Below are 22,768 nucleotides of genomic sequence, written 5' to 3'. Positions count from 1 at the left end.
TGACTATTTTTTATAATCTTTTTTAATCATTCGCAAAAAGGTAACTACCATGAATAATAAAATCACAGTAAATGGCAGTGCCGAGATTAACGAAGCAGTTTGTAAGGCTTGAAGACCACCTGCCAATAGTAAAACTACAGCAATCGCCGTAATGAGCACACCCCATACAATTTTTGTTACTAAAGCAGGATTTAAGCTCCCTCTCGATGTCATTGACCCTAAAATATATGTCGCAGAATCAGCAGACGTAACCAGGAATGTAAAGATTAAAAAGATTGACAACAATGATAATACCGTTGTAAATGGCAAATGCTGATAGGTTTCAAATAAAGCTACTGCGACATCAGCATTCACTGCTTCTGCAATGGAACTACCATTAAATAGATCATTGTAAAGTGCTGTTCCACCAAACGCAGCAATCCATATACAAGCAATTGCAGGGGATACTACTAATACACCTATAACGTATTCTCGAATTGATCTTCCTCGTGATACGCGAGCAACAAATGCTCCAACAAATGGTGACCATGCTGTTGACCAAGCCCAGTAAAATATCGTCCACTCTCTCACCCATGTTTCACCTGAATAAGGCGTTAGTCGTAAACTATATTGGACAAAGTTTGTGAAATAATCTCCTAAACCCAATACAAATGTATTGAAAATAAATACTGTTGGTCCTGCTAATAATACAAAAACTAATAATAAGAGACATAAGCCTAAATTGATATTACTTAACCATTTAATTCCCTTATCTAATCCAGTACTGGATGAAATTAAATATGTAATTAACATAACCCCAGCTATAGCCATTTGAACCCATATTGACGTCGGTACATCAAATACAGATTTTAGTCCTCCATTCATTTGTAAGATTCCTAATCCTAAAGAGGTTGCAACCCCCATTACCGTAGCAATAACCGCAAGGGAGTCAATCGTATTACCAACCATCTTATTCTTACCAACAATTGGTTGAATAGATGTAGAGATTAAGCCCCTTTCTTTTTTCTTGAATTGAAGGTACGCAATTACTAATCCAACAACAGCGAAGACTGACCATTGGCTAATCCCCCAATGGAAGAAAGCATATCCCATTGCAACTCTTGCAGACTCTTCCGTCATGGATTCTAATTCTGGAAATGGTGTATCGAAGAAATGACTCATTGGTTCTGCCACACCCCAAAAGACTAACCCAGCACCAAATCCTGCTGAAAATAACATTCCAATCCAAGTAAAGAAGGAATACTCTGGTTTCGAATCAGAGGCACCTAGACGTATTTTTCCATATTTACTGAACGAAATTCCAATTAAGAACAGTATAAAAACAAAAACCGCTAATAAATAGAACCAACCAAAGTTTATCGTCGTAAAATCAAATAACTTTCCTGCTACATCCCCGAACTTCTTTGGCATTGTAGCACCAATAATTACTAGTAAAAATACAATGATGGCAGATACATAGAAAACGGGATTTTTGAATGCGCTATTTTTATTCATAACAGATCCTTTCTATAAGTTTTATGTACCATTTACGGGATACGGAACGTAAAGAGGCACATTTTATTATACCCCTTTTATTTTTTAACTAAACCTCAAATTTCCAGCTCAATACCCTCAAAAGAAACTAAGCATTTGGACTGCAAAACTTACTTCCATCAGACAAGCTTATAATCGTCGTAACATGAATTATACTAACTCTCCACAGGATAGGAAGGCTTCAGAGCAATATATTGCAAACAAAAGCTCTCGTTTTCAAAGAGTCTCGCTTATTTCAGCTGCTAAATGAATGATTCTAATCAAAAAAACGAACGATAATTAATTTCATCAACTAATCATCGCTCGTTTTTGATTGCTTCTTATTTACTTTTTCCAGACTCTTTTAAATACTATCTATTATCGTACACGACGTACATGACCTTTAAAATGATTTTTCCAATACCCAGTACTCATATCAGCTACAGCTAGACCAGTTGAATTTTGAGCTCCGATAAACTTGCCACCGCCAACATAAATTCCAACATGTCCATTTGTTTTATACGTATTAAAGAATACGAGGTCACCTGGTTGAATATTGCTATAGGATACTTTTGTACCAGTTCCGGCAAGGGAAGATGTCGTTGAAGGAATAGAATATCCTGCTTGACCAAATGCCCAAGATACAAATCCTGAACAATCAAATCCGCTTGGTCCTTTACCTCCCCATACATATGGTACACCAAGATATTGATAGCCAGCATTAATTGCTGTACTAATGCCACCGCCTCCAGAAGATACAGATGGTTTAGATGATGAACCGCTACTGCTTAATGTTTGAAGCTTTCCAGCTGAACTTGAATTTGAGTTTGAAGAAGAAACAGTTGGTCTTTGTTGCTGAGCAATACTTTGTTTCACTTCATTTTCTAAAGAAGCTAGATTACTATCTTTTACTTGAAGCTCTTCTTTTAATGCTACAAGATCCTGTTTCTTATTTTTTAATGCTTCTTTTTTATTTTCATTTTCTCGTTTTTGCTCATTAATGGTTGCTTGTACACCTTTTAATTCAACCTTCATATCCTTAAGCTCTTCAAGCTTAGCTAATACTTTATCCTGTTTTTCTTCTACTTCTTTTTTATCTTTCTCTTGTTTTTCCATCAACTGGGTATCTGAGTCGGATATTTTATTCACAGCAGATACACGGCTAATAAAGTCACTAAAGCTTTTAGAACCAAAAATAACTTCTAAATAGCTAACATTTCCACCACTCTGTTGATAAGAAACTACACGCTCTTTTAAAATGTTGTAACGTTTCTCAATAGCTTCCTCAAGTTGAACAATTTCATCCTCTAAAGCTTGTACTTCTTTTTCTTTTTTAGCAATATCGCTTTCTGTCTTATCCATCATTTTTTGATTTTCTTTAAGCGCATGATTAACGTTTTTTATCTCTTTATTTAAATCTTCTAATTCTATTAAAACATCTGCAATTTTCGCTTCTGCTTCTGATAGATTTGCTTTAATTTCATCACGATTATCTTGAATCTCAGACTGTTTATTCTTGAGGTCATCCATCGTTTCCGCATGTGCATCCATTGCAAATGCACTACTTAAACCGACGACTGTCACAGTCGCTACTGTTACGATTGATTTCTTCACCTTTCTCCCCCACTTCTTTTTATCACGTCTGCAAATAAAATATGTATATTTTGTAATTCTTTTGATGGTATTATGCAGTAATGTGAAACTAGACTAGATTATGTATCCTATTAACTTAGGCAATTAGTAGTATAACAGTTAAAAATTGCACACATATTATAGTAATATTACAATTATGTTTCAAATGTGACATAAAACCTCTTTTTCCATTAAAAAAGGCGTTCATTCGATGTAGAATGAACGCCTTAGCCCAAGTTAATTTTCTTCAAAAAGAAGATGTAAATTGTTCCTCTTCTGTCGATCCCTTTAGTGCACCCGTTGAGAAACTACCACCAGATATTATTTGTGCTACTTCATCAAAATAGCCTGTTCCCACTTCGCGTTGATGACGTGTGGCACTATAACCAAATTGCTCACTAGCAAATTCTCCTTGCTGCAATTCGGAGTAGGCCTTCATTCCCTCATCTTTATATTTTCTAGACAGTTCAAACATACTATAGTTAAGAGCATGAAACCCTGCTAATGTAACAAATTGAAATTTGTAGCCTAATTCCCCTAATTTTTCTTGAAAAGTAGAAATTTCGTCATCCGATAACTTTTTCTTCCAATTAAATGATGGTGAGCAATTATAAGCTAGTAATTGATTTGGGTACTTTGCACGAATAGCTTCAGCAAACATGCTTGCTTCCTCCAAGTTTGGTTCTGATGTCTCACACCATACTAGATCTGCATATGGTGCATATGCTAGACCGCGGGCAATGGCTTGCTCAATTCCTGCTTTCGTTTTATAAAACCCCTCTGTCGTTCGCTCTCCAGTAATAAAACGAGCATCATATGGATCAACATCACTTGTAATTAAGTTAGCTGCGTTTGCATCTGTTCTAGCAATTATAATAGTAGGTGTTCCCATTACATCTGCGGCTAATCTAGCAGCAATTAGATTCCGTACTGCAGTCTGTGTTGGTAACAGTACTTTACCACCTAAATGACCACATTTCTTCTCTGATGATAACTGATCTTCAAAATGAACTGCTGATGCCCCGGCTTCAATCATAGATTTCATTAATTCGTAGACATTTAATTGTCCCCCAAATCCAGCCTCTGCATCAGCGATAATTGGAGCATACCAATCAATTGTTTGCTTCCCTTCTGAAAAATAAATTTGATCAGCTCGTTGAAGTGCTTGATTAATCCGTTTTACCACATTCGGTACACTATTCACAGGATACAGGCTCTGATCTGGATACATTTGCCCTGCCATATTTGCGTCTGCAGCTACCTGCCAGCCACTGAGATAAATGGCTTTCAAACCTGCTTTAACTTGTTGAACAGCTTGGTTTCCAGTTAATGCCCCTAATGCATGAATATATTTTTCTGTATGCAACAGTTTCCATAGCTTACGTGAACCTAATTCTGCTAGTGAGTAGTTGAGGTCAATTGAACCCCTTAATCGAATAACATCATTAGCAGTATATGGTCGTTCTACTCCTGACCACCGTTGATTATTTTCCCATTCTTCTTTAATTATTTCTGCTCTACTATTTGTCATCATAATCCTCCTTTAAAATCAACTACGATATAGTGAAACTTCAATCTGTTAGGGTTTGGTTTTCCCCCTCTAATTGTTAGCACCAAAAGGATATGACCTAAAGGCCCTTAAACCAATCGGACATTTACTGGCAGTTGATCCCACACTTACCATTATTGGTTTCTATTACTTGATGTGGAGAGCTTACTGCCAGTTATATGCGGGTAAAATCTAATCTGTATGACTATTTGGCAACAATTATTGTTATAATACATATTTATTTGTTATATAACAGAGCATATAAAAAAATTAGTCCTCCTTTTTAGATAGACAATAATCACATTCCTGTATATATCCATTAGTCTTCATCTTCTCTCCACAATCTGGACATCTTGCTGTTTCACTATTCATCAATTTAAGAACCTCCTTTTATATAACAATTTTATTTTTTGTATTTTGTTATAAAACAGTTTATGGTAATATTTGAAAAATTGCAACCCCTTTTTTAAACTTAGTTGAAAAAATTTTTTCGTTGTTGGAAAATAGATGATGGATAAGTGATTTAGGTTAAGACAGCTTAGGAGATGACGATGGTGAAACGATTTCATTTTATTGGGAGTAGAGTGGTTAAAACTGGAGTTGCTGTATTCATAACTGCTTGGATTTGCTCATTACTAAATATCCCGGCTGTATTTGCAGTTATTACAGCAATTGTAACAATAGAACCCACTGTTTCTGATTCTATTCGTAAGGGAATTATTCGATTTCCAGCTTCTGCAATTGGTTCTGCATATTCGGTATTTTTTATATTCTTATTCGGAAACTCTCCCTTAACATACGCACTAGCCGCAACATTTACGATCGTTACTTGTTTTAAGCTAAAACTACATGCCGGGCTTTTAGTAGCAACACTCACTGCTGTAGCAATGGTTGAAGTTATTCATAGCAATTACTTTATATCATTCTTGATTCGTTTAGGAACTACGACCCTTGGCCTATTAGTTTCCACAGGAGTGAACATGTTTGTTTTACCACCTGATTACACAAAAAATATTACAGTAAATATGGAGAGCATTCGTAAACAGACAGGAGATATGATCGCAAAAGTTTTTCAATGCATGGTCGATGTTGATAAGTCACCAATCACTATTAACCCAGCAGATCAAGTATACAAAAAAATACAGCTGACAGAGACACTCATTCGCTTTCAGAAAGATGAATCGAAATTCCATCCACTTGCTGATAGCGAGAGAAATTACTTTAAGATAATAGAAAAACAGCTGATATGTTTAAGGCTTATTCATTACCATACAGATAATGTACTCCATACTCCAAAGAACTTTAGAATGTGGGGAGAAAACGAACGAAGGATTATTTTACATGCAGTAGACGAACTCGTGGAAGGATTTTCACATGCGAAACAGTTTGAATCACAAAAGCATCAACAATGTTTGAAACAATTAAGTGAAATGTTTTGGGAAGAAAATGGTCTGTCAAAAAATAAACATGACTACGACGCCACCACTTTTCCTCCAGAACTTATTATTATTTATGAATTAATATCTATTTACCAACTAGCTGATCGTTATTTTGAGCGTAATCAAAAGTTAAACAATTAGATCGGCCGTGCAAAGACAAATAATATAGCGCTTGGAACTACTTTTTCCACTTCGAAGCAACTGGAAAATACATGACTCTAGTGATCAGAACAACCGTGAGGAGTTTGCAAAGGAATTGGTCTACTCACGAGAAGGCTGATCAAATGTCATGGGAAAATAGAATATGATAGCTATATGTATGAACTATCATTTGCGTCTTCTTTTAAGCATCATCTAGTTATGTTATTCCACTAGATGATGCTTAAATGCATAGATAACTGCCTGAGTACGATCCTGTACCTCCAGTTTACCTAGTAGATTACTTACATGTACCTTTACTGTTTTTAAAGAAATGAATAACTCATCAGCTATTTCCTGATTTGTTTTACCTTGAGCCAATAGGAGTAAAATTTCTTTCTCTCTTTCTGTTAACTGTTCATGTAATTCCACTTGCGGTGTACGCATGCGGTTCATAATCTTTCCAGTTACTTCTGGCTCAAGTACCGTTTGCCCTTGATACGTAGCACGAATAGCTTTGGCAATTTCTTCAGCCTTGGATGTTTTCAACATATAACTAGTAGCACCAGCTTCCAATGCCGGATAGACCTTTTCATCATCTAAGAAGCTAGTCACAATAATAATCTTTGCGTTTGGCCATTGTTCCATAATTAATTTTGTTGCTTCAATTCCATCCATATCTTTCATGACTAGATCCATTAAGATAATATCTGGTCTTAATTCTAATGCAAGTTCTACAGCTTTCTCACCATCATCAGCTTCTGCAATAACTTTAATATCAGGTTGAGCGGATAAATAGGAAGTGACTCCAATTCGAACCATTTCATGATCATCAGCAAATAAAACGTTAATCATTATTCTAATCCTCCTTTCCTAGATTCGGTACCTTTACTTCTATTCGTGTACCTTCATCTGGGAGACTAATTACCTTGAAGCTCCCACCTACCTCATACGCACGTTCTTGCATATTCTGTAAGCCGTAAGAGCCCGTCTTTATTTTTTCCATAACAAAACCAATACCGTTATCTGTTACTCGTAAAATTACGTTTTCATCTCTTTCAACAAGCATTACTTGTAATGTAGTTGCTTTTGCATGTCGCAGCGTATTTGACACTGCTTCCTGAAGGATACGAAACAATTGGTCCTCTACACCTTTATCTACAGTAAACGCCTCAACGTTCCAAGTAATATCCATTGGAACTTTTTGTGTTAATTCAAGCAATAATTCTTCTGCACCAGCTTGTAGGGATTTCCCCTTCAAGGCAACTGGCCGAAGATGTAGCAGTAATGCCCGCATCTCTAATTGAGATTGATGAATCATGTTTTCCACCATTCGCAGCTGCTTTTTCATTACAGTATCCTTAGGAGGGTTTGTTTCATTGATAGCCGACATCATCATGGAAGCAGCAAATAACTGTTGGCTGACCGAATCATGTAATTCTCTTGCTAAGCGATTACGCTCCTGAACAACAATTTCTTGTAAGCTTTGTTCGCGTTCAGTAGCTCTTTCTGTTGCTAATCGCTGCGCTTGTTCTGTCTGAGCCCTAATTTTATTTTGTATTTGTCCCATATACCGGTGAATGTCTTCTAAATCTTTATACGCATCTATATCAAGGGTTAGTTTTTGACCTTTAATGATTTCATCCAGTTGTCTTTCTACGTGATGAATTCGTTGTCTCCAATAATATCCAGTTACTGTCCCAATAATCAATCCCGCAGCAACAGATATAACAAAAATAACTAGCACGAACGATACATCACCTAATTTTTGATCTACAATACGGCTCCAATCATTGACGAACGCGACAAGTGTTAACCCAACCATTGCAATTGATAGTAAAATACTAAACATAACAGCAGTAACAATATGACGCAAAATCATATTCATATTCGCTTCACCTCAATATCACCAGACAATAATGAGGTAACAATTTTCACACGTGGAACAACGGTATCATAATCTTTCGTTTGATAAAGCAAAGATTGATTCATCAATTTTTCATGGTAATGTCCCAATATATGCGCGCGTCCGAATACGGAACTATGGTGTATACTTACTTCAACATCATAAGGAACATAAATTTCCAAGTTACCAACCAAGTGACGTATAGAGATAACTGCTGTGTCTTTAGGAAGTACTGTATTACTTAAGTCAATAATCCGATCACCAAATGCACCATGAATATTAACATCTTTCCATTGATAGGCTGTTTCCTCTGTTCGTTGGTCATCAAATAGTTTATGGTCTAATAATGGTTGCTTACTTATAATTGTTTCATTCGCCTTATGCTGATTCCCCATTATGGAAGGTCTCAGAACTTCCGCTGCTTTTTTGGATTTGCTATAGTTAACCACAAACAAAACGATAGCGGCAATAATTAAGAACCTTACCGCAAGCATATTAAGAATCGCAAAAATAATACCAACCATACCGCTCCAAAAGATTACCTTTCCCCATAGACTGTGGAACTTTTTCCTTCCAATATAAATAAGCAAGGCAAAAAATAAAGCTGGAATTAGCATTCCGCCATGGAAAAATGTGAGCTCAATAATAAAGAGGATTACTCCAATGATCAATATCCAATTTAGAGTGTCCGTTGTTAATCGTTGAAACATGAAGTAAGCCTCCCTTCTTTATTATGTAAAACAGGCGCATCCACGTGCGCCTGTATAGTATATCATTTTTTTAATTGCTGACGAAGAGAAAGTGTGATATCTCGATGGTTTAATAGGAACGGCACCTGCACTGCACTTTAGTGATACTTATTTATACTTGCTCCTTTTCTTTCATTTCTTGTTCTAGTTTGGCTATTTTGTTATCAAATGTACTACGATAGTATGAATTATTAACTCGATACTCGAGTCCTTCGATGTATCTTTCCATCTCCGCAAATTTAGAAAAAGGTTTATCGGATGTTTCGTCTACCACTTTGTTCATCTGATGGTTGGCACGTGCAACATTTTCTCGACCCATTAGCTCCATCCTGCGTAGATGCATATCTTTTAGCTTATGCTTCATATCTTCATACTTCTGCTCTAAGGTGTCTAATTCTTGTTCCGCCTCATCACGTGATGCTTTCAATCGCTCTGCACGAGCTTGATATTCTTCGTGTTCCCTCACTGCAAATGCATGCATTTGCTCTTCTCCTGCTTTCTCAGCAATTTCTGCTTGTTTTAGACGTTTTTCAGCTAGGTCATTAGCCATCTGATACTCTTTTGTAAACTCATCCTTTAACTTATATTGTCTTTCCACAAGCTTTCGCACTTTTTCTTTTTCCTGTTCACTTTGACGTAAGTAATGATTTAATGCTGCAATTGGATTTTTTTGTTCCTTCTGGTCCATAAGGTTATGAAGATCACTTGTTACAGAATCTTTAATACGTGTAAATATATTTGTCATTTTTCATGCTCTCCTTTTTTAGTGATGATTTATTTCAGCCCATTCACGCTCAAAATTAGTAAATGGGTCATCTGATTGAACTTCATGAACGATTGGTTCATGGTCTTCTTTTTTCCAGCTTTTATATATAAAGTAAAGTCCAATTGCTGCCACAACACCTATTAATGCAAACATATTTGAAATAGTGATGCTTAACACAATCAGCCCTAAGATAACCCAACCAATCTTTCCAATTGTTGAGTCACTTTTCATAAATTGTTTAAAGATAATGTAAAGTAGCCATATTCCTAAACCTAAAAACACCATTGGTCCCAAGTTTGCTACTAATACGATCAATGCAGCTAACCCTGCTAGAAATAATAGAAATTTCTTCACTTTGTTTCCTCCTTTCTTTATCTTAATTCCATATTACAGAAGTGTAGGGATTATCGTAATGAACTACAGCCATATTTTGAACTAGTACCTGAGACGTAGAAAAGTGTTAAATTGCAGAACAAAAGCGCCCGCGTTTAGAAACGTAGCAACTGGAGCGAGCCAGCAGTAGATAAAGGAATTATGTGCTTGCGACTCGATGATGATTTAAATTAGGGCGATTCGTGAAGTCGCCTCGTTTCTGGGTCTGGAGCTAAGTGACCCATGTTCATCTGTGTCGCTATCGCTTCGCTTATATATTAAATAGGTTGCTTATTAAATTCTCACCATAAACACAAACACTGTAAGTCTTTAATATAAAACCATTTATTCGAACAAAACTAGCAAGGGTGAAGAAGTGATTTTCGTGATAAATAGTTAAGAAGCTATGTTCTAAGCATATAAAAATCACTCTGAATCGGGTGAATTTTCAATCTTATATGCTAAAATAAAGTATAAGTCTAAAAAAGGAAAACTAATTTGGGGGATGAAATTCATGAAAGTGTTTCCACAGATTTCTTTAATGTTTATACTGGTTGCGGCATTGCTGACAGGGTGTGACGAGGGAGAGGTACAAAATCCAGATGGTCCTGTGACGATCCAGCAATATAACCAACTGGAGAATAGAATGGAATTCGATGATGTGATTGACATGCTGGGACAGCCGGATCTTATTAATTTCCAAGAAAATACGGAGGATGAAGTGGAATTCATCGATGAAAACACCTTGTACAGCTGGGATGGAGCAGCTCCGGACTCCGGAATAACTTTACGTTTCAGAGACGGGAAACTTTCCAGTAAAGAACAGGTGGGCCTTGAATAAGTATGTGGAATAATATCGCCAAGTCTTTTAGTGAAATTACTCTTATTCTATTCGTTATATTGCTAATCAGCTGTACACCTGGGTTATTCCAAACCCAGAGCTTTACCTATTTCTTACAGAGTTTGGGGTCAGGGATTTATTATTTGTTACAGCCGCAGAAGCTAACCGTTCCATTAAGCAATGGCGAGGAAGTAACTTTCTTTGCAGCGGTTTCCAACGCATATTTAAATTCCATTATCATTATACTTGGCTCCCTAATTTTATCCATTATTGTATCCATTCTATTTACATATGTATTTCACATGCTGGCAGCATCTATTAAAAAAGCGCTATCTGGGGTTTTTTTTATCATCGAAGCCATGCCGGATGTGTTAATAGTTTTATTATCTATCCAGTTTTTTATCTGGATTTTTAAGACTACAGGAATTTCTCTGGGGATTTACGAGTTTGGCGGGGAGACGATATACCTCTTGCCAATACTGGCATTAAGTTCCATTCCAACGATCTACCTGTTTAAATATATGGTGGCAGGAATTGCTGAGGAAAAGACCAAACACTATTATTTATTTTCACAATCAAGAGGCTTCGGGGAAAGCTATATCTTTTTCGTTCATCTATTCAGAAACACACTTTTAACACTCCTTCAATATTACAAAAATATCTTTCTGTACATGATTTCAAGCTTATTAATACTAGAAATTATTTTGCGGTTAAGCGGGATCATGAGCTTTGTCAAAGTGTATGGAATTGGAGACTTCCGAATATTGATGTGGGTGCTTATTATGCTGTATTTCCCTCTATATCTATTCAACAGAATAGGGGAATACGCAGTAAACAAATGGACGTTTAGCAAGGAGGTTGATGAGAGTGTTGGGTAAAGTAAACATGAAAATCTGTATAGGCATTCTATTGATCTTGATCCTTGTGTTATTCAGTTTCTTTCCCAATCTAATTCTCTCAAAGAAGCAGGCACCCTCCATTATGCTGGATGACAATGGTGACTTTATCGGGAAGCCGCCCTATTCTCCCGTGGAGTTTCCTCCTTTTGGGACAAATGTTATGGGAGAGTCTTTAGTTTACAACATACTGGCCGGTGCGAAATATACAATTATCTTTGTCCTTATTGTATGCTTGTTCCGTTTTCTCATTTCTTCCGGTTTAGCACTTATATATGCATTTTATATTCATAAGTTTAGAAATCTGGTACAACGTGTTGTAGAGATTACTTATATTATTCCACCTGTTATTATTGTCTTTTTTCTGCTTGCACCAATGCTCTGGTTCTTTCAGGAAGATAGTTTCCGCTTTATGTTTTTGCTGGTGCTTGTATTAATTGGTATTGGCACACCTCCCTTAACGTTATTAATTGGAGATGAGATAAAAGGGGAACTACACAAGGATTATATCAAGATTGCAAAATTACAAGGCGTGAGTAACTTTTATATTTTTAAAAAGCACATATGGAGAAACATAAAACCAAGGATTGGTATTTTCTTTATTCAGAATAATATTCAGCTACTCTTATTATTAATTCATTTGGGAGTACTGGGGATATTCATTGGAGGTAGTAGGAAAATAGATATTACCGAAGAAAGGAGTGCTTTTTTTTCCATCACCAATGAATGGGGTGGATTAATTGGTTCTTCCTATCAGGAATTTTTACATCATCCATGGATTGTAATGTCTCCTCTGTTTTCATTTATGATATTGATTATTTTACTAAAAATCGTACTGGCAGGAATAGAAGAGTCGACCAAATTAAAATAGTTACATATTTCGAATATTAGCTTTTGTGTTAAAATTAATAGAACAGTTCGTGTAAGAAGGTATATAATTAGACTACAAATAGTCACTGTTCATGAAACGGGATAGGTTGTTTCAGGATATATGTTAACGTTTAGGAATGGCAGTGGTTTTAGATATAGCTTAAAAGGAGGCCGTTAGTTGATGAGCTGAGGGGTTAAAATCACGCTTTGGACTCTTGTTGGTGTTTTTATTATTTTCTCTATTGTCAGCATTGCAACCTTCTATGCTTTCGAGTTCCGTTGAGTAAGCGGGCGTGTTTATTTAATATCGTTTATTTTTCCAATTTTGGAATTTTTGAAGGGAGAAAAAATATGTACATAAAAACAGAAAGATTAATTATACGTCATTTTGAATTAGATGATTGGGAAGGAGTATATGAGTATGCTTCCCAAAAGAGTGTAATGAAATATATGCCAGAAGGTGTATTAACAAAAGAAGAAACAAAGAAGTTCATCCAAAAAAATATTGATGATTCAGCTGAAAAATTCCCAGTAATACTAGCTGATGGAGATATTTTAATTGGACATTTAGAATTTTTTAAATATTTCGGTGATCATTCTTATGAAATAGGGTGGGTATTTAACCCTAAATATTATAATAAAGGTTACGCTTCCGAAGCTGCATCTGCGATAATAAAATATGGTTTTGAAGACTTAAAGTTACATAGAATTGTTGCTACATGTCAGCCAGAAAACATTCCTTCGTACCGTGTTATGGAAAAGATCGGCATGAGAAGAGAAGGTTATTTTAAAAAATGCATCCCTCATGGTGATCAATGGTGGGATGAATATTCCTATGCTATTTTAGAGGAAGAATGGGATAACTAAATAGTTTCTGCTACATTGTCAGTTACCTTATTGTGCTTACGGGTGTAATAACGAGCGGTTATAAATAAAGAGAAATTTCAATCGGTGGGGGGTTTTTGTTTTATCCCCCCGATGGTTCGTACCACAAGGGTATGACCTAAAAGCATTTGAACCAATCAGGTCCAACATATTTAATATTCGATAGTGAGAACGAATGCAACTACGAAGAATTAAATTCAATTTTTTGTGAAATGTCAGATTATTTAATAACATAAATTATTATAATCAATTCGTTTAATTGAGAATTATTATCACTTATTGTATATTAGTTAGTAACAATACATAAAGTGAGGAGAATATATAATGAAAATATACTGGACTAAAATAAATAAGATTATTGAAGAAACGCCTGAGGTAAAAACATACCTGCTCGACTGTCCGGACGACTTTACATGGGAAGAAGGTTCCCACACCCACTTCGCACTGGAAGGTTTTAATGCTGGAGATAAACCAAATCGCAGCCTGATTCGCCACATGTCCATCTCCACTTTACCGCACGAAAATTCAATCGGTATCACAACACGTATCAGAGAGCAGTGCTCTGAGTTTAAAACGATTTTAAGAAATCTTAAGGTCGGCAATGAAATTGCAATATTTAAAACGCATTCGAATGTACCACTTAAACGAGAAGACAAAAATGTTTACCTTCTGTCATCAGGTGTCGGTCTAGCAACTTTCAGACCGCTTGTACTTGATTATTTTGAACGTGCTGATAACGTCAATAAAATTCATTCCCTAAACATCGATTCATCAAAAGAATTCTTATTCACTGATATTTTTAAATCCGTACCAGACAAGAAGTTTACATCGCAGTTCGTCGATAACCGTAAAGATTACTATGAAGAAGTGAAAGATCTTGCTGCAGACAAGGATGGGCTCTTCTACGTTGTCGGTAGCGACGAATTCCTCATACAGAACATTGAAATGCTACGTGAGCAGGGCATCAAGCCGGAACAAATTATGCTCGACAAGCATGAACACGAACTGCCTAAGTTTTTATCATTTGATTTGTCAATTTAAGCGAGAAATATATTCTCTTGGTACATACTAAATAGATGTTGCGCTAACGAGTGTTTTTTTGGAATAACGGCATTTAAATTAGTTATTACATTCATGGAATGACACATCGAAAAGTAAAAGCTAAGTATAAATGAATGTTTTTTGAAATGCATCCAAACGGATTAATTGTTGTTGAAAGGGTTAGAAAAAGCAAAATATAATAACGAAATAGATTCAACGGATGTGGCAATAGCATTTACAGTTGTACTGAGGTGGAAAAATATACAAAAGAAGGAAATGTGATTTTATAAGAAGATTGATTATAACCTACTAAGAGTACCACCAAGAAAACGCGAAATTATAAAGGTAAGGAAATTACAATGTTAAAAAGCCCAATTCCTCAGCTTTAATTGAGAAATTGGGCTTTTTTCCCGAAACCCTCTAGCTTTAACTTACTTTCTTGTTACTGTTTCTGAACATACATAATGAAAAAGCAAATCTTCCGTATTTTTTAATGATGATTCATGCGTTCTTTCGAATGCATGAGATGAATCAATTCCAGGTCCAATTAGTCCATGAATAATATCATGACCAGCTCTAATAGCTGCCGAAGCATCGGAGCCATAATACGGGTAAATATCTAATTTATAGCCGATATTATTTTTTTGCGCTAAATCTACTAAATGCTTGCGGAGCCCATAATGGTATGGTCCTGATGCATCCTTCACACAAATAGAAACCGTATATTCGTCAGTGGATTGACCATCTCCCATTGCCCCCATATCTACAGCCAGATATTCTGTTGTTTCTACAGGAATATTTGAATTCCCCCCATAGCCAATTTCCTCATTATTAGAGATGAGAAAATGAGTCGTATAGGGTAGCTCTATGGATTCTTCTTTTAGCCGCTTAATAAGCTGTAGTAAAATACCGACACTCGCCTTATCATCTAAATGACGTGATTTTATAAATCCATTTTCTGTTACCTGTACGCGAGGATCAAAAGAAACAAAGTCTCCAACTTCTATACCTAGTGAGCGTATATCATCAGCATTTTCAACCTTTTCATCAATTCGCACTTCCATATTCTCTTTATCTCGTTTTGCTTCACCCGCATCTTTATATACATGAACCGATGTTTGATGCATTAAAATAGTACCTGTATAATTTTTACCATTGGCTGTATGAATCGTACAGTATTCACCTTCAATTGAATTAAAGTTAAACCCACCGATCAAGTCTAGACGCAATCTCCCATTATTCTTGACTTCTTTCACCATTGCTCCTAGCGTATCGACATGTGCTGTTAGCATACGATGCTCACTATTGTTTTTACCAGGTAAAGTGGCAATTAACCCTCCCTTAAGATTACGTTTTGTCTCTACATTTAATGCTTGAAGAAATTCCTCGACATAGCTGATAACTTGATCGGTATAACCAGATGGACTTGGAATCGATACCAATTTCTCAATAACTCCCTTTGTTTCTGTTACATTTGGATATGTATGCATAATTTTCCCCTCCACGATGGTTTATATATTTTCTTTAGCTATGTTGTCTACGATCCTCTCTGCTGCCCTACGATAATAATTACTCATATTTACGAAAGAAGCAACCAATAATAACTGTGTTAAGTAGTCAGATTTCTCACTATCTAGTGCCACTATATGCTTCGTTACTTCTTCAGACAACAACGACATTTCGTCTTTTAGTTGCCCCATGCTTTCATCGGCCATTTGAACATAACGCTTATATAAGTCCGTTAAATCAAAGCCTTCTTCGGTTATCATTGTGTTTAACGGATCTAAAGTCACCTTTACATCATTTATGGATAAAGCTCCTTTCATTTGATAGATCATGGCAATAAGCATCATATGAACTTTTGAATACTTTTTATTCTCAATAGGGAAAAATAATTTACCCTTCGCATAATTATTGATCATTGTTTTAGTTAGTACTTTTTCATTTTCATCTCGCTTTAAAATACCAAACTTATTTTCAAATAACTGAATAACCTGATCCATATACAAATCCAAGTCTGGGATTTCTTCTAAAGAAAGCTGACTATTTAATTGCATGCCGTCTAAAATGTCTTTATTGTTTTCCATTATTCAACCTCTTTAACGTTTTGTCCTAAACATTTCTATCCTATTATTATACGTGAGAATAAATATGAAGTAAACCTTGACTACATATCAAAATACATATATCATTTAAATATAGTTTTTAAAACTACATCACATTATAAAGGTGTTGGTTACATGTGTATACATATTCGTGAGCCAATTAATGGGCTTACACATTTATTTGGAGCTGTTTTATCCTTCGCTGGATTGCTAGCACTAGTCATAAAAGCAACAGCTACAACAGATTCTTCACTAGCTATTGCAGCTGTAATTGTATTTGGTATTAGTATGACATTGTTATATGCTGCCTCGGCCACCTATCATATGGTGATTGCAAGAGATCAAGTCATCGCATTTTTGCGGCGAATCGACCACTCAATGATATATGTATTAATTGCCGGGACGTATACGCCTTTTTGCCTAATTAGTCTACAGGGGACCTTAGGGTGGGCACTATTTGTGATTGTTAGTACACTAGCAGTACTCGGTGTTGTTTTTAAATTAATATGGTTTCATTCACCTAGATGGCTATCTACTTCATTATATATAGGTATGGGTTGGATTGTTGTATTCTTCAGTTCATCTCTAGCACCAATTATTAATACAAGTGGGATGATATTACTAGTATTAGGTGGTGTTTTTTATACGATTGGTGGCATCATTTACGGGCTTAAACCAAAAATATTATCATTTAAACATATGGGATTTCATGAGATTTTCCACATATTTATTCTAATTGGTAGCCTATTTCATTTTATTTGCGTCTATGGATATGTCTTATAAGGAATTAAAAAACGTGTGGTTTTTATTAAAATGCCCTTTACAAAGGGGGCTTTATATAAACCACACGTTTCTATTATTTAGATTAAAAACAACACCTTCTCAAAAGAACGCTCTCTTTCAACAGGTCCCTTTGAAACATCCTTATTCTTCTAATCCTTCTGAGGATCAGAAGGATTAGATATATCAGATAGAGCTTCTCCAGCTTCATTCTCTAATTGATTATCTACTGCTAAATCTCCTAAAGCAACCATTCCAACAATTTGTCCGTTCTCGACAACTGGCAAGCGACGGATTTGCTGTTGCGCCATAAGCTGCGCAGCTTCATGTGCATCCATTTCTGGTGTACCTTGAACGACTTGTTGTGCTGTCATCACTTGAGAAACCGGAGTTTGGGCAGCTTCTCCCTGTGCTGTAGAACGTAACGTAATATCACGATCAGTAATCATCCCAACTATGCTTCCATGTTGATCTACAACCGGAAGCGATCCAATATTATGTTCGCTCATTAGAGCAGCTGCTTCTTGTATCGATTGTGTATCATTGACTGTATACACATTCGATGTCATAAAATTTCGTAATTGTTGATGCATTAGTATGAACCTCCTTTTTACAGTAGCATTCGTCATTTGGCTTATTTTTATTATAAAATAAAACAAAAATAAACGTGTCACCATGCAGTGACACGAAACATATGCTTACTTCTTAAAGAAAGTAGTAATTAATGGACTTACTTGACCATATATCTTCCCCATTTGCGAGGCAACTTCTGTCATTTTATTAAAATCCAATTGTCCATCTTGATCACGGAATTGGGCAATAATATTTTCTGTTGTAGATGCTTTCTTAGGAGTATTCCTGCCTTGGAGTGGTCTTCCAAACCAATCAGCTTGACGTCTAGGAGGTGCTTGCCTCATTATTGATCTTCTTTGTCTATCAGGAAACATACCTACATCACCTCTTCATTATAGTCTGTTATAGTTTATGTGCTGACATGTTCAGTGATAAGGATATTTATACTAGGATTTATCATCTTCAACAAATTTTTTCTTGTAATGTGCTAATGCTAAAAGCGGGAAAAGGTATTCATAACTGTGATAATGCATGTAAAAGCTACCAGGTAGTGCTTGACCCTTTGGATAGTTTGTCGTCCAATTATTTTGTTTTTCTTGATTAGATAATAAAAAATCCATTCCTCGTTTTATTCCGTTCGTTTTTTTAACCTCAGCAGTAATCAACGTATCAAGCGCCCAAGCTGTTTGTGTCCGTGTGCTTTCCTTTAATGGAATATACGTTTTCTCCTGATCACTTTTACATGATTCCCCCCATCCACCATCTTCATGCTGTATTCGATACAACCAATTAACCGCTCTTCTGATTGAGGCATTCCCTGGATTAATTCCTGCTGCAACTAGTCCTGTTACTGCTGCCCAAGTACCATATATATAGCAAATACCCCACCTTCCATACCAAGAGCCATTCTGCTCTTGATTTTTGATTAACCAATGAACAGCTCGCTTTACTAGCGGATGAGACTGATTCAATTTCGTAAACGTAGCTAGGAATTCTAATGTCCTGCCAGTTAAATCTGCTGTTGAAGGATCAAGTAATAGTAGCTCTGCTCCTTTTATTGGCAACCATGTTAGAAGTAAGCTATCTACATCTTTTTCAAATGCTCCCCACCCACCATCATCATTCTGCATTGCTAAAATCCATTCTACTCCCCTATCCCATATAAAGCGATCCGTATTCTTAGTAAGGACACTTGTTCGTAGAGCTCGTAATGCTGCTGTTGTATCATCATGATCAGGTACTATAGTATTGACGTTGGAAAATCCCCATCCGCCGGGAAGTATATATGGTGTGTGAATTGCCCAATCTCCATAGAACTGTTGTTGTTTAGCACGAATATAATTTGTAGCCTCTTGAATGGTCTTTGAACGCGAAGAAACACCTGCTTCCTGTAAACTATAACTAATGAGTGACGTATTCCAAACAGTGGCAGTTGTAAATTGCATATGCAGTTGATTATCAACGGTGATGATAAAGGATCTTAATCCTTTTATCGCTCGTTTAATAACGGGATGATCCTTCCTGTACCCTCTTGCTATTAAAGCGAAAATCATCAGAAATGTTGAACTAAAATAGGTATTAAATGTTCCATCTGGTTCCACTCGCTGAAGTATATATGTTTCAGCTCTGTTTAACGCTAATTCATGTAATTCATGAGGCAGTCCTATTAATTTTTTTATCCCGCCTTTTAATATAGAAAAAAACGTTTGCCACTCCCGTAAATCTTCTTCCCAATTGGCCTTTCTCTGCATAGTTAGATCCGATAAATTAGGTGATGCAGATGTTGTTAACTGCAACTTTTTATCTGCTACTAGTAATATAGGTATGAAGTGAGCACGAGCGTAGACAGAGAAATCAAAAAGATTAATTGGAAAATAAGCTGGGAGCAATATGCCCTCAATGGGTATCGGTATATGCCTTGGCCAACTATATTGTCCTGTTAAGGCGAGCATTATTTTAGCAAATAATTGAATATTATTCAGTCCACCGTTACTTATTATAAAATGGCGAGCCTTTTGGATATGCTTATCATCTATTGTGTAATAGCCGCTATAAAGTAAAGCATAATAGGCTTCAACTGTAGCTGTAAGATTTCCTGGTCCTTCATCATAAAATAATTTCCATGCACCATTTGCTTGTTGTTTATTTGCAATTCGTTCAGCTAAAGACTTTATCAAATTAGAATCATTGATTTCCAACGTTCGTAATAGAATAATCATATAACTATCAGTTGTTATTCCTGTTTCAAATGGATAAGTCCAAGATCCATCCTGATTTTGCGTTCCTTTCAATTCATCCAATAACTTATTCATCGCTGCTTCCAGTTGTTTATCCATACGATATGTACTCCTTTTTGAAAGCTATTATGGAAAAACATATGCCACTACTACGATGCATATGCCTTAGAGGGAGGTGCTTTATGATAAAATGTATGGTTAAAAAACGAGCAACGAGCAATCGGAAATTAAAAAGACATTTAAAACATATCATTAGACATAGACCTCTGTCTGTTTCTGAATCCGATCTCACCGAATGGGAATTTAACCTCATTCAACAAATCAAAGCAAAAACAAGCAAATTAAATAAGAATAACGTAACAAGAACAAAAGCTTATTACCAATTTTACTGCGTTTATCCGGAAATTCACTGGGCACTCTTAGGTCATCTAGTTTCTAGAAATGGTGGTTGGAATATGACAGACCTTAAAGGAGATTTACTTCCCAGATTAATGACAGAGGCTGAGCGTGAACATTTTTTCTTATTTTTAGAGCGGGGAAACTGGCTCATTTTTCAAGACGTATTCCCACAATGTTTATTATATCAACATAGTCTGATAAATCAGAAGAACTTATTCTACTTACTTCCATACTTGAATGTTTCGGTGTTTATGGAAGCTATTTGGAATGATTTTTGGAAGTTTAGGGATTGTCGAAAATTAGCTATTGCGATGGTCATTAATGAACAGAATTATTTAGAAAATAGAGTCGTTCTAAACAAGCAATTTCAAGAAACCGTATTACACACCATCGAATTTAAACTATACGATGCTTTACGATTCAACCACATTATCTTCCCTAAACTTAGTGAAGTAACTGGTAGGCCTCGGATTATCGGCGAAACACTTTATCAATTCGCTGATCTACATAAACGAATTATGATCGGCATTCGCTTATATGACTTACTTTTTCAACGTAATCCCGTTCTACAAGCTATCTTACAATGGGCAAGTAAGCATCCGCATACGGGTTCGCGGTCTGATTATTGGAAAGATCTATTTCATCCAGTAAATGAATCTGTACCAGGTACCATATACAAACGAAGAACCAAGCATTGCAAGTTAAGAAAGGATGAACCACGTATTTATAGTCCACCATTAAAATTTGCTTGGAAGGATATAGAACATGAGGAGGCAGAAAAAGGGGATTGGTTCAACGACTTTCGAATATTACATTACTTAGATAAAAAAGAAATAGATACAGGTGGGGATATATATGATGATTATTGTAACGACCTCGAAAAAATCGAATTTGCGATTATCGCAAAAAATGCGATCTTCCAAAAGTAAGCGATCTATTCATGCATATATCACTGTAATATTATTCGCCTCACTAATCGGTACTTACTTAGATTTAGTTTGCGTTGAAATGGGGATGTATTCCTTTCCTATACGACTATTTCCAAGACTCTTTTCCATTAATATACTATTTACGCTCATCATTCTCCCAGTAGCTTCCATTTTATTTATCCGTGTTATGCGCCACTTAAAAACCATTCCCCGTACCTTTTTCCTCTTTACATGTAGCTTTCTGATTTGCATGATTGAACAAATAGCTGAACAAGTAGGCTTGTTTGTTCATCATGAGGATTGGAATCACATTTATTCGTTTGTTGGTTACTTCATCTTTTTAGTTGTCATATGGAAGGGATTTAGTTGGTTGTCTAACTAATAAAAGCTTACAAATATAGTGTAGTACTCCTTTCTTAATCATCTGCCATTAGGTAATGTAAAAACTCTATTACACTTTTGCGATTGCTGTTTTTTACTTTTTTATAAGCGTTGCTTACATAATCTCTAATTGTTTTTTCAGATAATTGTAGGGTATTGGCAATTTCTTTATTACTGTAATTTTTATACATTAAATACAATACGTCCATATCTCGCTTACTAACATCTATACCATTACTACATAATTTCTGTTTCAGCTTTTCTTTATTACCAATATTTTTTGGCCCAATTATATCAATCATTTGCTTTGCAATAGCTTCGGAAAAAACAAATTGACTATCGTAAACATTTCTTATGGAATGAACAAGTCCTTCGCCGGTAATAGTACTTACTAAGAACCCTCGTCCTTCTTTATCAATTGCTGTACGAATAACATTCACGTCCACATCTGACATCATAAACATTAAACTTATATGTGAGTAGCTCTCTCTAATTTCCTTTAGCTTAGACTTAATAGATTTCGTAAATTTATTTAACTGTATGAGTGCAATATCAGGTTTAAAATCCTCTAGTTTCTTAAAGATCGTTCGATTATTCGTATTACGTTCAATTTCTAACATTTCGATATCCGGTTCGTTCTCTAATAATAAATGTGTGTTTTGATTTATACCTTCACTCATATTTATGCATACAACTTTAATCATCTGACTTCCCTACTTTTATTTACAGATTGAAAAAATAATCCTGTAGCAATTAAACAACTACAGG

At 35.8% G+C, this 22,768-nt stretch carries 24 protein-coding genes; 9 read left to right on the top strand and 15 right to left on the bottom strand.

Features of this window, described 5'->3' with window-relative positions; genetic code table 11:
• Positions 1 to 3: 3 nt before the first annotated feature.
• The 4 genes from JUJ52_RS02275 to JUJ52_RS02260 all read right to left on the bottom strand — a co-directional run bounded on the left by JUJ52_RS02275 (position 4) and on the right by JUJ52_RS02260 (position 5,068).
• Positions 4 to 1,494: a BCCT family transporter gene (locus tag JUJ52_RS02275; RefSeq protein WP_205388783.1), complete on the bottom strand. Its 1,491-nt coding sequence runs from the start codon at positions 1,492 to 1,494 to the stop codon at positions 4 to 6.
• A 396-nt stretch (positions 1,495 to 1,890) separates the two neighbouring features.
• Complete coding sequence (locus tag JUJ52_RS02270; RefSeq protein ID WP_026680012.1) at positions 1,891 to 3,126, bottom strand: C40 family peptidase; 1,236 nt, start codon at positions 3,124 to 3,126, stop codon at positions 1,891 to 1,893.
• A 265-nt stretch (positions 3,127 to 3,391) separates the two neighbouring features.
• Entirely contained in the window at positions 3,392 to 4,675 is a 1,284-nt protein-coding gene (gene aceA, locus JUJ52_RS02265; protein WP_205388784.1) for an isocitrate lyase, read from the bottom strand.
• Between the two features lie 288 nt (positions 4,676 to 4,963).
• Positions 4,964 to 5,068, bottom strand: a complete 105-nt coding sequence (locus JUJ52_RS02260) for a YhfH family protein (RefSeq protein ID WP_371413977.1) — start codon at positions 5,066 to 5,068, stop codon at positions 4,964 to 4,966.
• A gap of 176 nt (positions 5,069 to 5,244) precedes the next feature.
• On the opposite strand from JUJ52_RS02260, the gene JUJ52_RS02255 reads away from it, so the two are divergent.
• Positions 5,245 to 6,273 (top strand): aromatic acid exporter family protein, encoded by a 1,029-nt coding sequence (locus tag JUJ52_RS02255; protein WP_246484484.1) that lies wholly within the window; start codon positions 5,245 to 5,247, stop codon positions 6,271 to 6,273.
• Between the two features lie 222 nt (positions 6,274 to 6,495).
• Here the strand turns inward: JUJ52_RS02255 and JUJ52_RS02250 are convergent, their stop codons facing one another.
• From JUJ52_RS02250 to JUJ52_RS02230, 5 genes are all read right to left on the bottom strand, one after another.
• The gene (locus tag JUJ52_RS02250; protein WP_026680009.1) at positions 6,496 to 7,125 is read right to left on the bottom strand and encodes a response regulator; all 630 of its coding nucleotides are present in this window, start codon (positions 7,123 to 7,125) and stop codon (positions 6,496 to 6,498) included.
• Positions 7,126 to 7,129: 4 nt separating this feature from the next.
• Positions 7,130 to 8,158, bottom strand: coding sequence for a sensor histidine kinase (locus tag JUJ52_RS02245; protein ID WP_026680008.1), 1,029 nt, complete (start codon positions 8,156 to 8,158; stop codon positions 7,130 to 7,132).
• Positions 8,155 to 8,886 carry a cell wall-active antibiotics response protein LiaF gene (gene liaF / locus JUJ52_RS02240; protein WP_026680007.1) on the bottom strand — a complete coding sequence of 244 codons (732 nt, stop codon included), beginning with the start codon at positions 8,884 to 8,886 and terminating at the stop codon, positions 8,155 to 8,157. Before liaF ends, JUJ52_RS02245 begins: the two co-directional genes overlap by 4 nt.
• 151 nt (positions 8,887 to 9,037) lie before the next feature.
• A complete protein-coding gene (locus tag JUJ52_RS02235) occupies positions 9,038 to 9,670 on the bottom strand; it encodes a PspA/IM30 family protein (RefSeq protein ID WP_026680006.1) in 633 nt (210 codons plus the stop codon).
• A gap of 18 nt (positions 9,671 to 9,688) precedes the next feature.
• Positions 9,689 to 10,045 carry a lmo0954 family membrane protein gene (locus JUJ52_RS02230; RefSeq protein WP_026680005.1) on the bottom strand — a complete coding sequence of 119 codons (357 nt, stop codon included), beginning with the start codon at positions 10,043 to 10,045 and terminating at the stop codon, positions 9,689 to 9,691.
• 532 nt (positions 10,046 to 10,577) lie between these two features.
• Between JUJ52_RS02230 and JUJ52_RS02225 the strand changes: the two genes are divergently transcribed.
• From JUJ52_RS02225 to JUJ52_RS02205, 5 genes are all read left to right on the top strand, one after another.
• Complete coding sequence (locus JUJ52_RS02225; RefSeq protein ID WP_205388786.1) at positions 10,578 to 10,904, top strand: DUF3862 domain-containing protein; 327 nt, start codon at positions 10,578 to 10,580, stop codon at positions 10,902 to 10,904.
• A gap of 2 nt (positions 10,905 to 10,906) precedes the next feature.
• On the top strand, positions 10,907 to 11,782 hold the full coding sequence (locus JUJ52_RS02220; protein ID WP_205388787.1) for an ABC transporter permease subunit: 876 nt from the start codon (positions 10,907 to 10,909) through the stop codon (positions 11,780 to 11,782).
• Entirely contained in the window at positions 11,766 to 12,671 is a 906-nt protein-coding gene (locus tag JUJ52_RS02215) for an ABC transporter permease subunit (RefSeq protein ID WP_228088642.1), read from the top strand. The genes JUJ52_RS02220 and JUJ52_RS02215 overlap by 17 nt, the downstream gene beginning before the upstream one ends.
• Before the next feature lie 350 nt (positions 12,672 to 13,021).
• Positions 13,022 to 13,537, top strand: coding sequence for a GNAT family N-acetyltransferase (locus JUJ52_RS02210; RefSeq protein WP_205388788.1), 516 nt, complete (start codon positions 13,022 to 13,024; stop codon positions 13,535 to 13,537).
• Positions 13,538 to 13,879: 342 nt separating this feature from the next.
• Positions 13,880 to 14,596, top strand: a complete 717-nt coding sequence (locus JUJ52_RS02205; protein ID WP_026680001.1) for a hypothetical protein — start codon at positions 13,880 to 13,882, stop codon at positions 14,594 to 14,596.
• A gap of 431 nt (positions 14,597 to 15,027) precedes the next feature.
• Here the strand turns inward: JUJ52_RS02205 and JUJ52_RS02200 are convergent, their stop codons facing one another.
• Entirely contained in the window at positions 15,028 to 16,086 is a 1,059-nt protein-coding gene (locus JUJ52_RS02200) for a M42 family metallopeptidase (RefSeq protein WP_205388789.1), read from the bottom strand.
• Between the two features lie 21 nt (positions 16,087 to 16,107).
• Positions 16,108 to 16,683, bottom strand: a complete 576-nt coding sequence (locus JUJ52_RS02195) for a DUF1836 domain-containing protein (protein ID WP_026679999.1) — start codon at positions 16,681 to 16,683, stop codon at positions 16,108 to 16,110.
• Positions 16,684 to 16,836: 153 nt separating this feature from the next.
• Here JUJ52_RS02195 and trhA point away from each other — a divergent pair, with 153 nt between their 5' ends.
• The gene (gene trhA, locus JUJ52_RS02190; RefSeq protein ID WP_205388790.1) at positions 16,837 to 17,484 is read left to right on the top strand and encodes a PAQR family membrane homeostasis protein TrhA; all 648 of its coding nucleotides are present in this window, start codon (positions 16,837 to 16,839) and stop codon (positions 17,482 to 17,484) included.
• Positions 17,485 to 17,633: 149 nt separating this feature from the next.
• Here trhA and JUJ52_RS02185 read toward each other — a convergent pair whose 3' ends face one another.
• The 3 genes from JUJ52_RS02185 to shc all read right to left on the bottom strand — a co-directional run bounded on the left by JUJ52_RS02185 (position 17,634) and on the right by shc (position 20,390).
• Complete coding sequence (locus JUJ52_RS02185) at positions 17,634 to 18,074, bottom strand: CBS domain-containing protein (protein ID WP_026679997.1); 441 nt, start codon at positions 18,072 to 18,074, stop codon at positions 17,634 to 17,636.
• Positions 18,075 to 18,179: 105 nt separating this feature from the next.
• Positions 18,180 to 18,398 (bottom strand): YppG family protein, encoded by a 219-nt coding sequence (locus tag JUJ52_RS02180; protein ID WP_162986476.1) that lies wholly within the window; start codon positions 18,396 to 18,398, stop codon positions 18,180 to 18,182.
• A gap of 102 nt (positions 18,399 to 18,500) precedes the next feature.
• Positions 18,501 to 20,390: a squalene--hopene cyclase gene (gene shc, locus JUJ52_RS02175; protein WP_205388791.1), complete on the bottom strand. Its 1,890-nt coding sequence runs from the start codon at positions 20,388 to 20,390 to the stop codon at positions 18,501 to 18,503.
• An 83-nt stretch (positions 20,391 to 20,473) separates the two neighbouring features.
• Between shc and JUJ52_RS02170 the strand changes: the two genes are divergently transcribed.
• Positions 20,474 to 21,619, top strand: a complete 1,146-nt coding sequence (locus JUJ52_RS02170) for a DUF2515 family protein (protein ID WP_166529754.1) — start codon at positions 20,474 to 20,476, stop codon at positions 21,617 to 21,619.
• Positions 21,546 to 22,001 (top strand): CBO0543 family protein, encoded by a 456-nt coding sequence (locus tag JUJ52_RS02165; RefSeq protein ID WP_228088645.1) that lies wholly within the window; start codon positions 21,546 to 21,548, stop codon positions 21,999 to 22,001. The genes JUJ52_RS02170 and JUJ52_RS02165 overlap by 74 nt, the downstream gene beginning before the upstream one ends.
• Before the next feature lie 34 nt (positions 22,002 to 22,035).
• Here the strand turns inward: JUJ52_RS02165 and JUJ52_RS02160 are convergent, their stop codons facing one another.
• Complete coding sequence (locus tag JUJ52_RS02160; protein ID WP_228088590.1) at positions 22,036 to 22,704, bottom strand: response regulator transcription factor; 669 nt, start codon at positions 22,702 to 22,704, stop codon at positions 22,036 to 22,038.
• Positions 22,705 to 22,768 lie beyond the last annotated feature (64 nt).

It is taken from the genome of Virgibacillus sp. AGTR, from assembly GCF_016919725.2.
GTDB classification, from domain to species: domain Bacteria; phylum Bacillota; class Bacilli; order Bacillales; family Amphibacillaceae; genus Virgibacillus; species Virgibacillus salarius.
The sequence above is the reverse complement of the archived record's forward strand: the minus strand, read 5'-3'. Positions and strand labels throughout refer to the sequence as shown.

Bases quoted from the DNA above. Each gene is read 5' to 3' on its own strand.
- JUJ52_RS02225 (WP_205388786.1), top strand. From the start codon at position 10,578: ATGAAAGTGTTTCCACAGATTTCTTTAATGTTTATACTGGTTGCGGCA.
- aceA (WP_205388784.1), bottom strand. From the start codon at position 4,675: ATGACAAATAGTAGAGCAGAAATAATTAAAGAAGAATGGGAAAATAAT.
- JUJ52_RS02200 (WP_205388789.1), bottom strand. From the start codon at position 16,086: ATGCATACATATCCAAATGTAACAGAAACAAAGGGAGTTATTGAGAAA.
- shc (WP_205388791.1), bottom strand. From the start codon at position 20,390: ATGGATAAACAACTGGAAGCAGCGATGAATAAGTTATTGGATGAATTG.
- JUJ52_RS02215 (WP_228088642.1), top strand. From the start codon at position 11,766: ATGAGAGTGTTGGGTAAAGTAAACATGAAAATCTGTATAGGCATTCTA.
- liaF (WP_026680007.1), bottom strand. From the start codon at position 8,886: ATGTTTCAACGATTAACAACGGACACTCTAAATTGGATATTGATCATT.
- JUJ52_RS02220 (WP_205388787.1), top strand. From the start codon at position 10,907: ATGTGGAATAATATCGCCAAGTCTTTTAGTGAAATTACTCTTATTCTA.
- JUJ52_RS02205 (WP_026680001.1), top strand. From the start codon at position 13,880: ATGAAAATATACTGGACTAAAATAAATAAGATTATTGAAGAAACGCCT.
- JUJ52_RS02170 (WP_166529754.1), top strand. From the start codon at position 20,474: ATGATAAAATGTATGGTTAAAAAACGAGCAACGAGCAATCGGAAATTA.
- JUJ52_RS02180 (WP_162986476.1), bottom strand. From the start codon at position 18,398: ATGAGGCAAGCACCTCCTAGACGTCAAGCTGATTGGTTTGGAAGACCA.
- JUJ52_RS02165 (WP_228088645.1), top strand. From the start codon at position 21,546: ATGATGATTATTGTAACGACCTCGAAAAAATCGAATTTGCGATTATCG.
- JUJ52_RS02255 (WP_246484484.1), top strand. From the start codon at position 5,245: ATGGTGAAACGATTTCATTTTATTGGGAGTAGAGTGGTTAAAACTGGA.
- JUJ52_RS02250 (WP_026680009.1), bottom strand. From the start codon at position 7,125: ATGATTAACGTTTTATTTGCTGATGATCATGAAATGGTTCGAATTGGA.
- trhA (WP_205388790.1), top strand. From the start codon at position 16,837: ATGTGTATACATATTCGTGAGCCAATTAATGGGCTTACACATTTATTT.
- JUJ52_RS02210 (WP_205388788.1), top strand. From the start codon at position 13,022: ATGTACATAAAAACAGAAAGATTAATTATACGTCATTTTGAATTAGAT.
- JUJ52_RS02185 (WP_026679997.1), bottom strand. From the start codon at position 18,074: ATGCATCAACAATTACGAAATTTTATGACATCGAATGTGTATACAGTC.
- JUJ52_RS02160 (WP_228088590.1), bottom strand. From the start codon at position 22,704: ATGATTAAAGTTGTATGCATAAATATGAGTGAAGGTATAAATCAAAAC.
- JUJ52_RS02195 (WP_026679999.1), bottom strand. From the start codon at position 16,683: ATGGAAAACAATAAAGACATTTTAGACGGCATGCAATTAAATAGTCAG.
- JUJ52_RS02235 (WP_026680006.1), bottom strand. From the start codon at position 9,670: ATGACAAATATATTTACACGTATTAAAGATTCTGTAACAAGTGATCTT.
- JUJ52_RS02245 (WP_026680008.1), bottom strand. From the start codon at position 8,158: ATGAATATGATTTTGCGTCATATTGTTACTGCTGTTATGTTTAGTATT.
- JUJ52_RS02275 (WP_205388783.1), bottom strand. From the start codon at position 1,494: ATGAATAAAAATAGCGCATTCAAAAATCCCGTTTTCTATGTATCTGCC.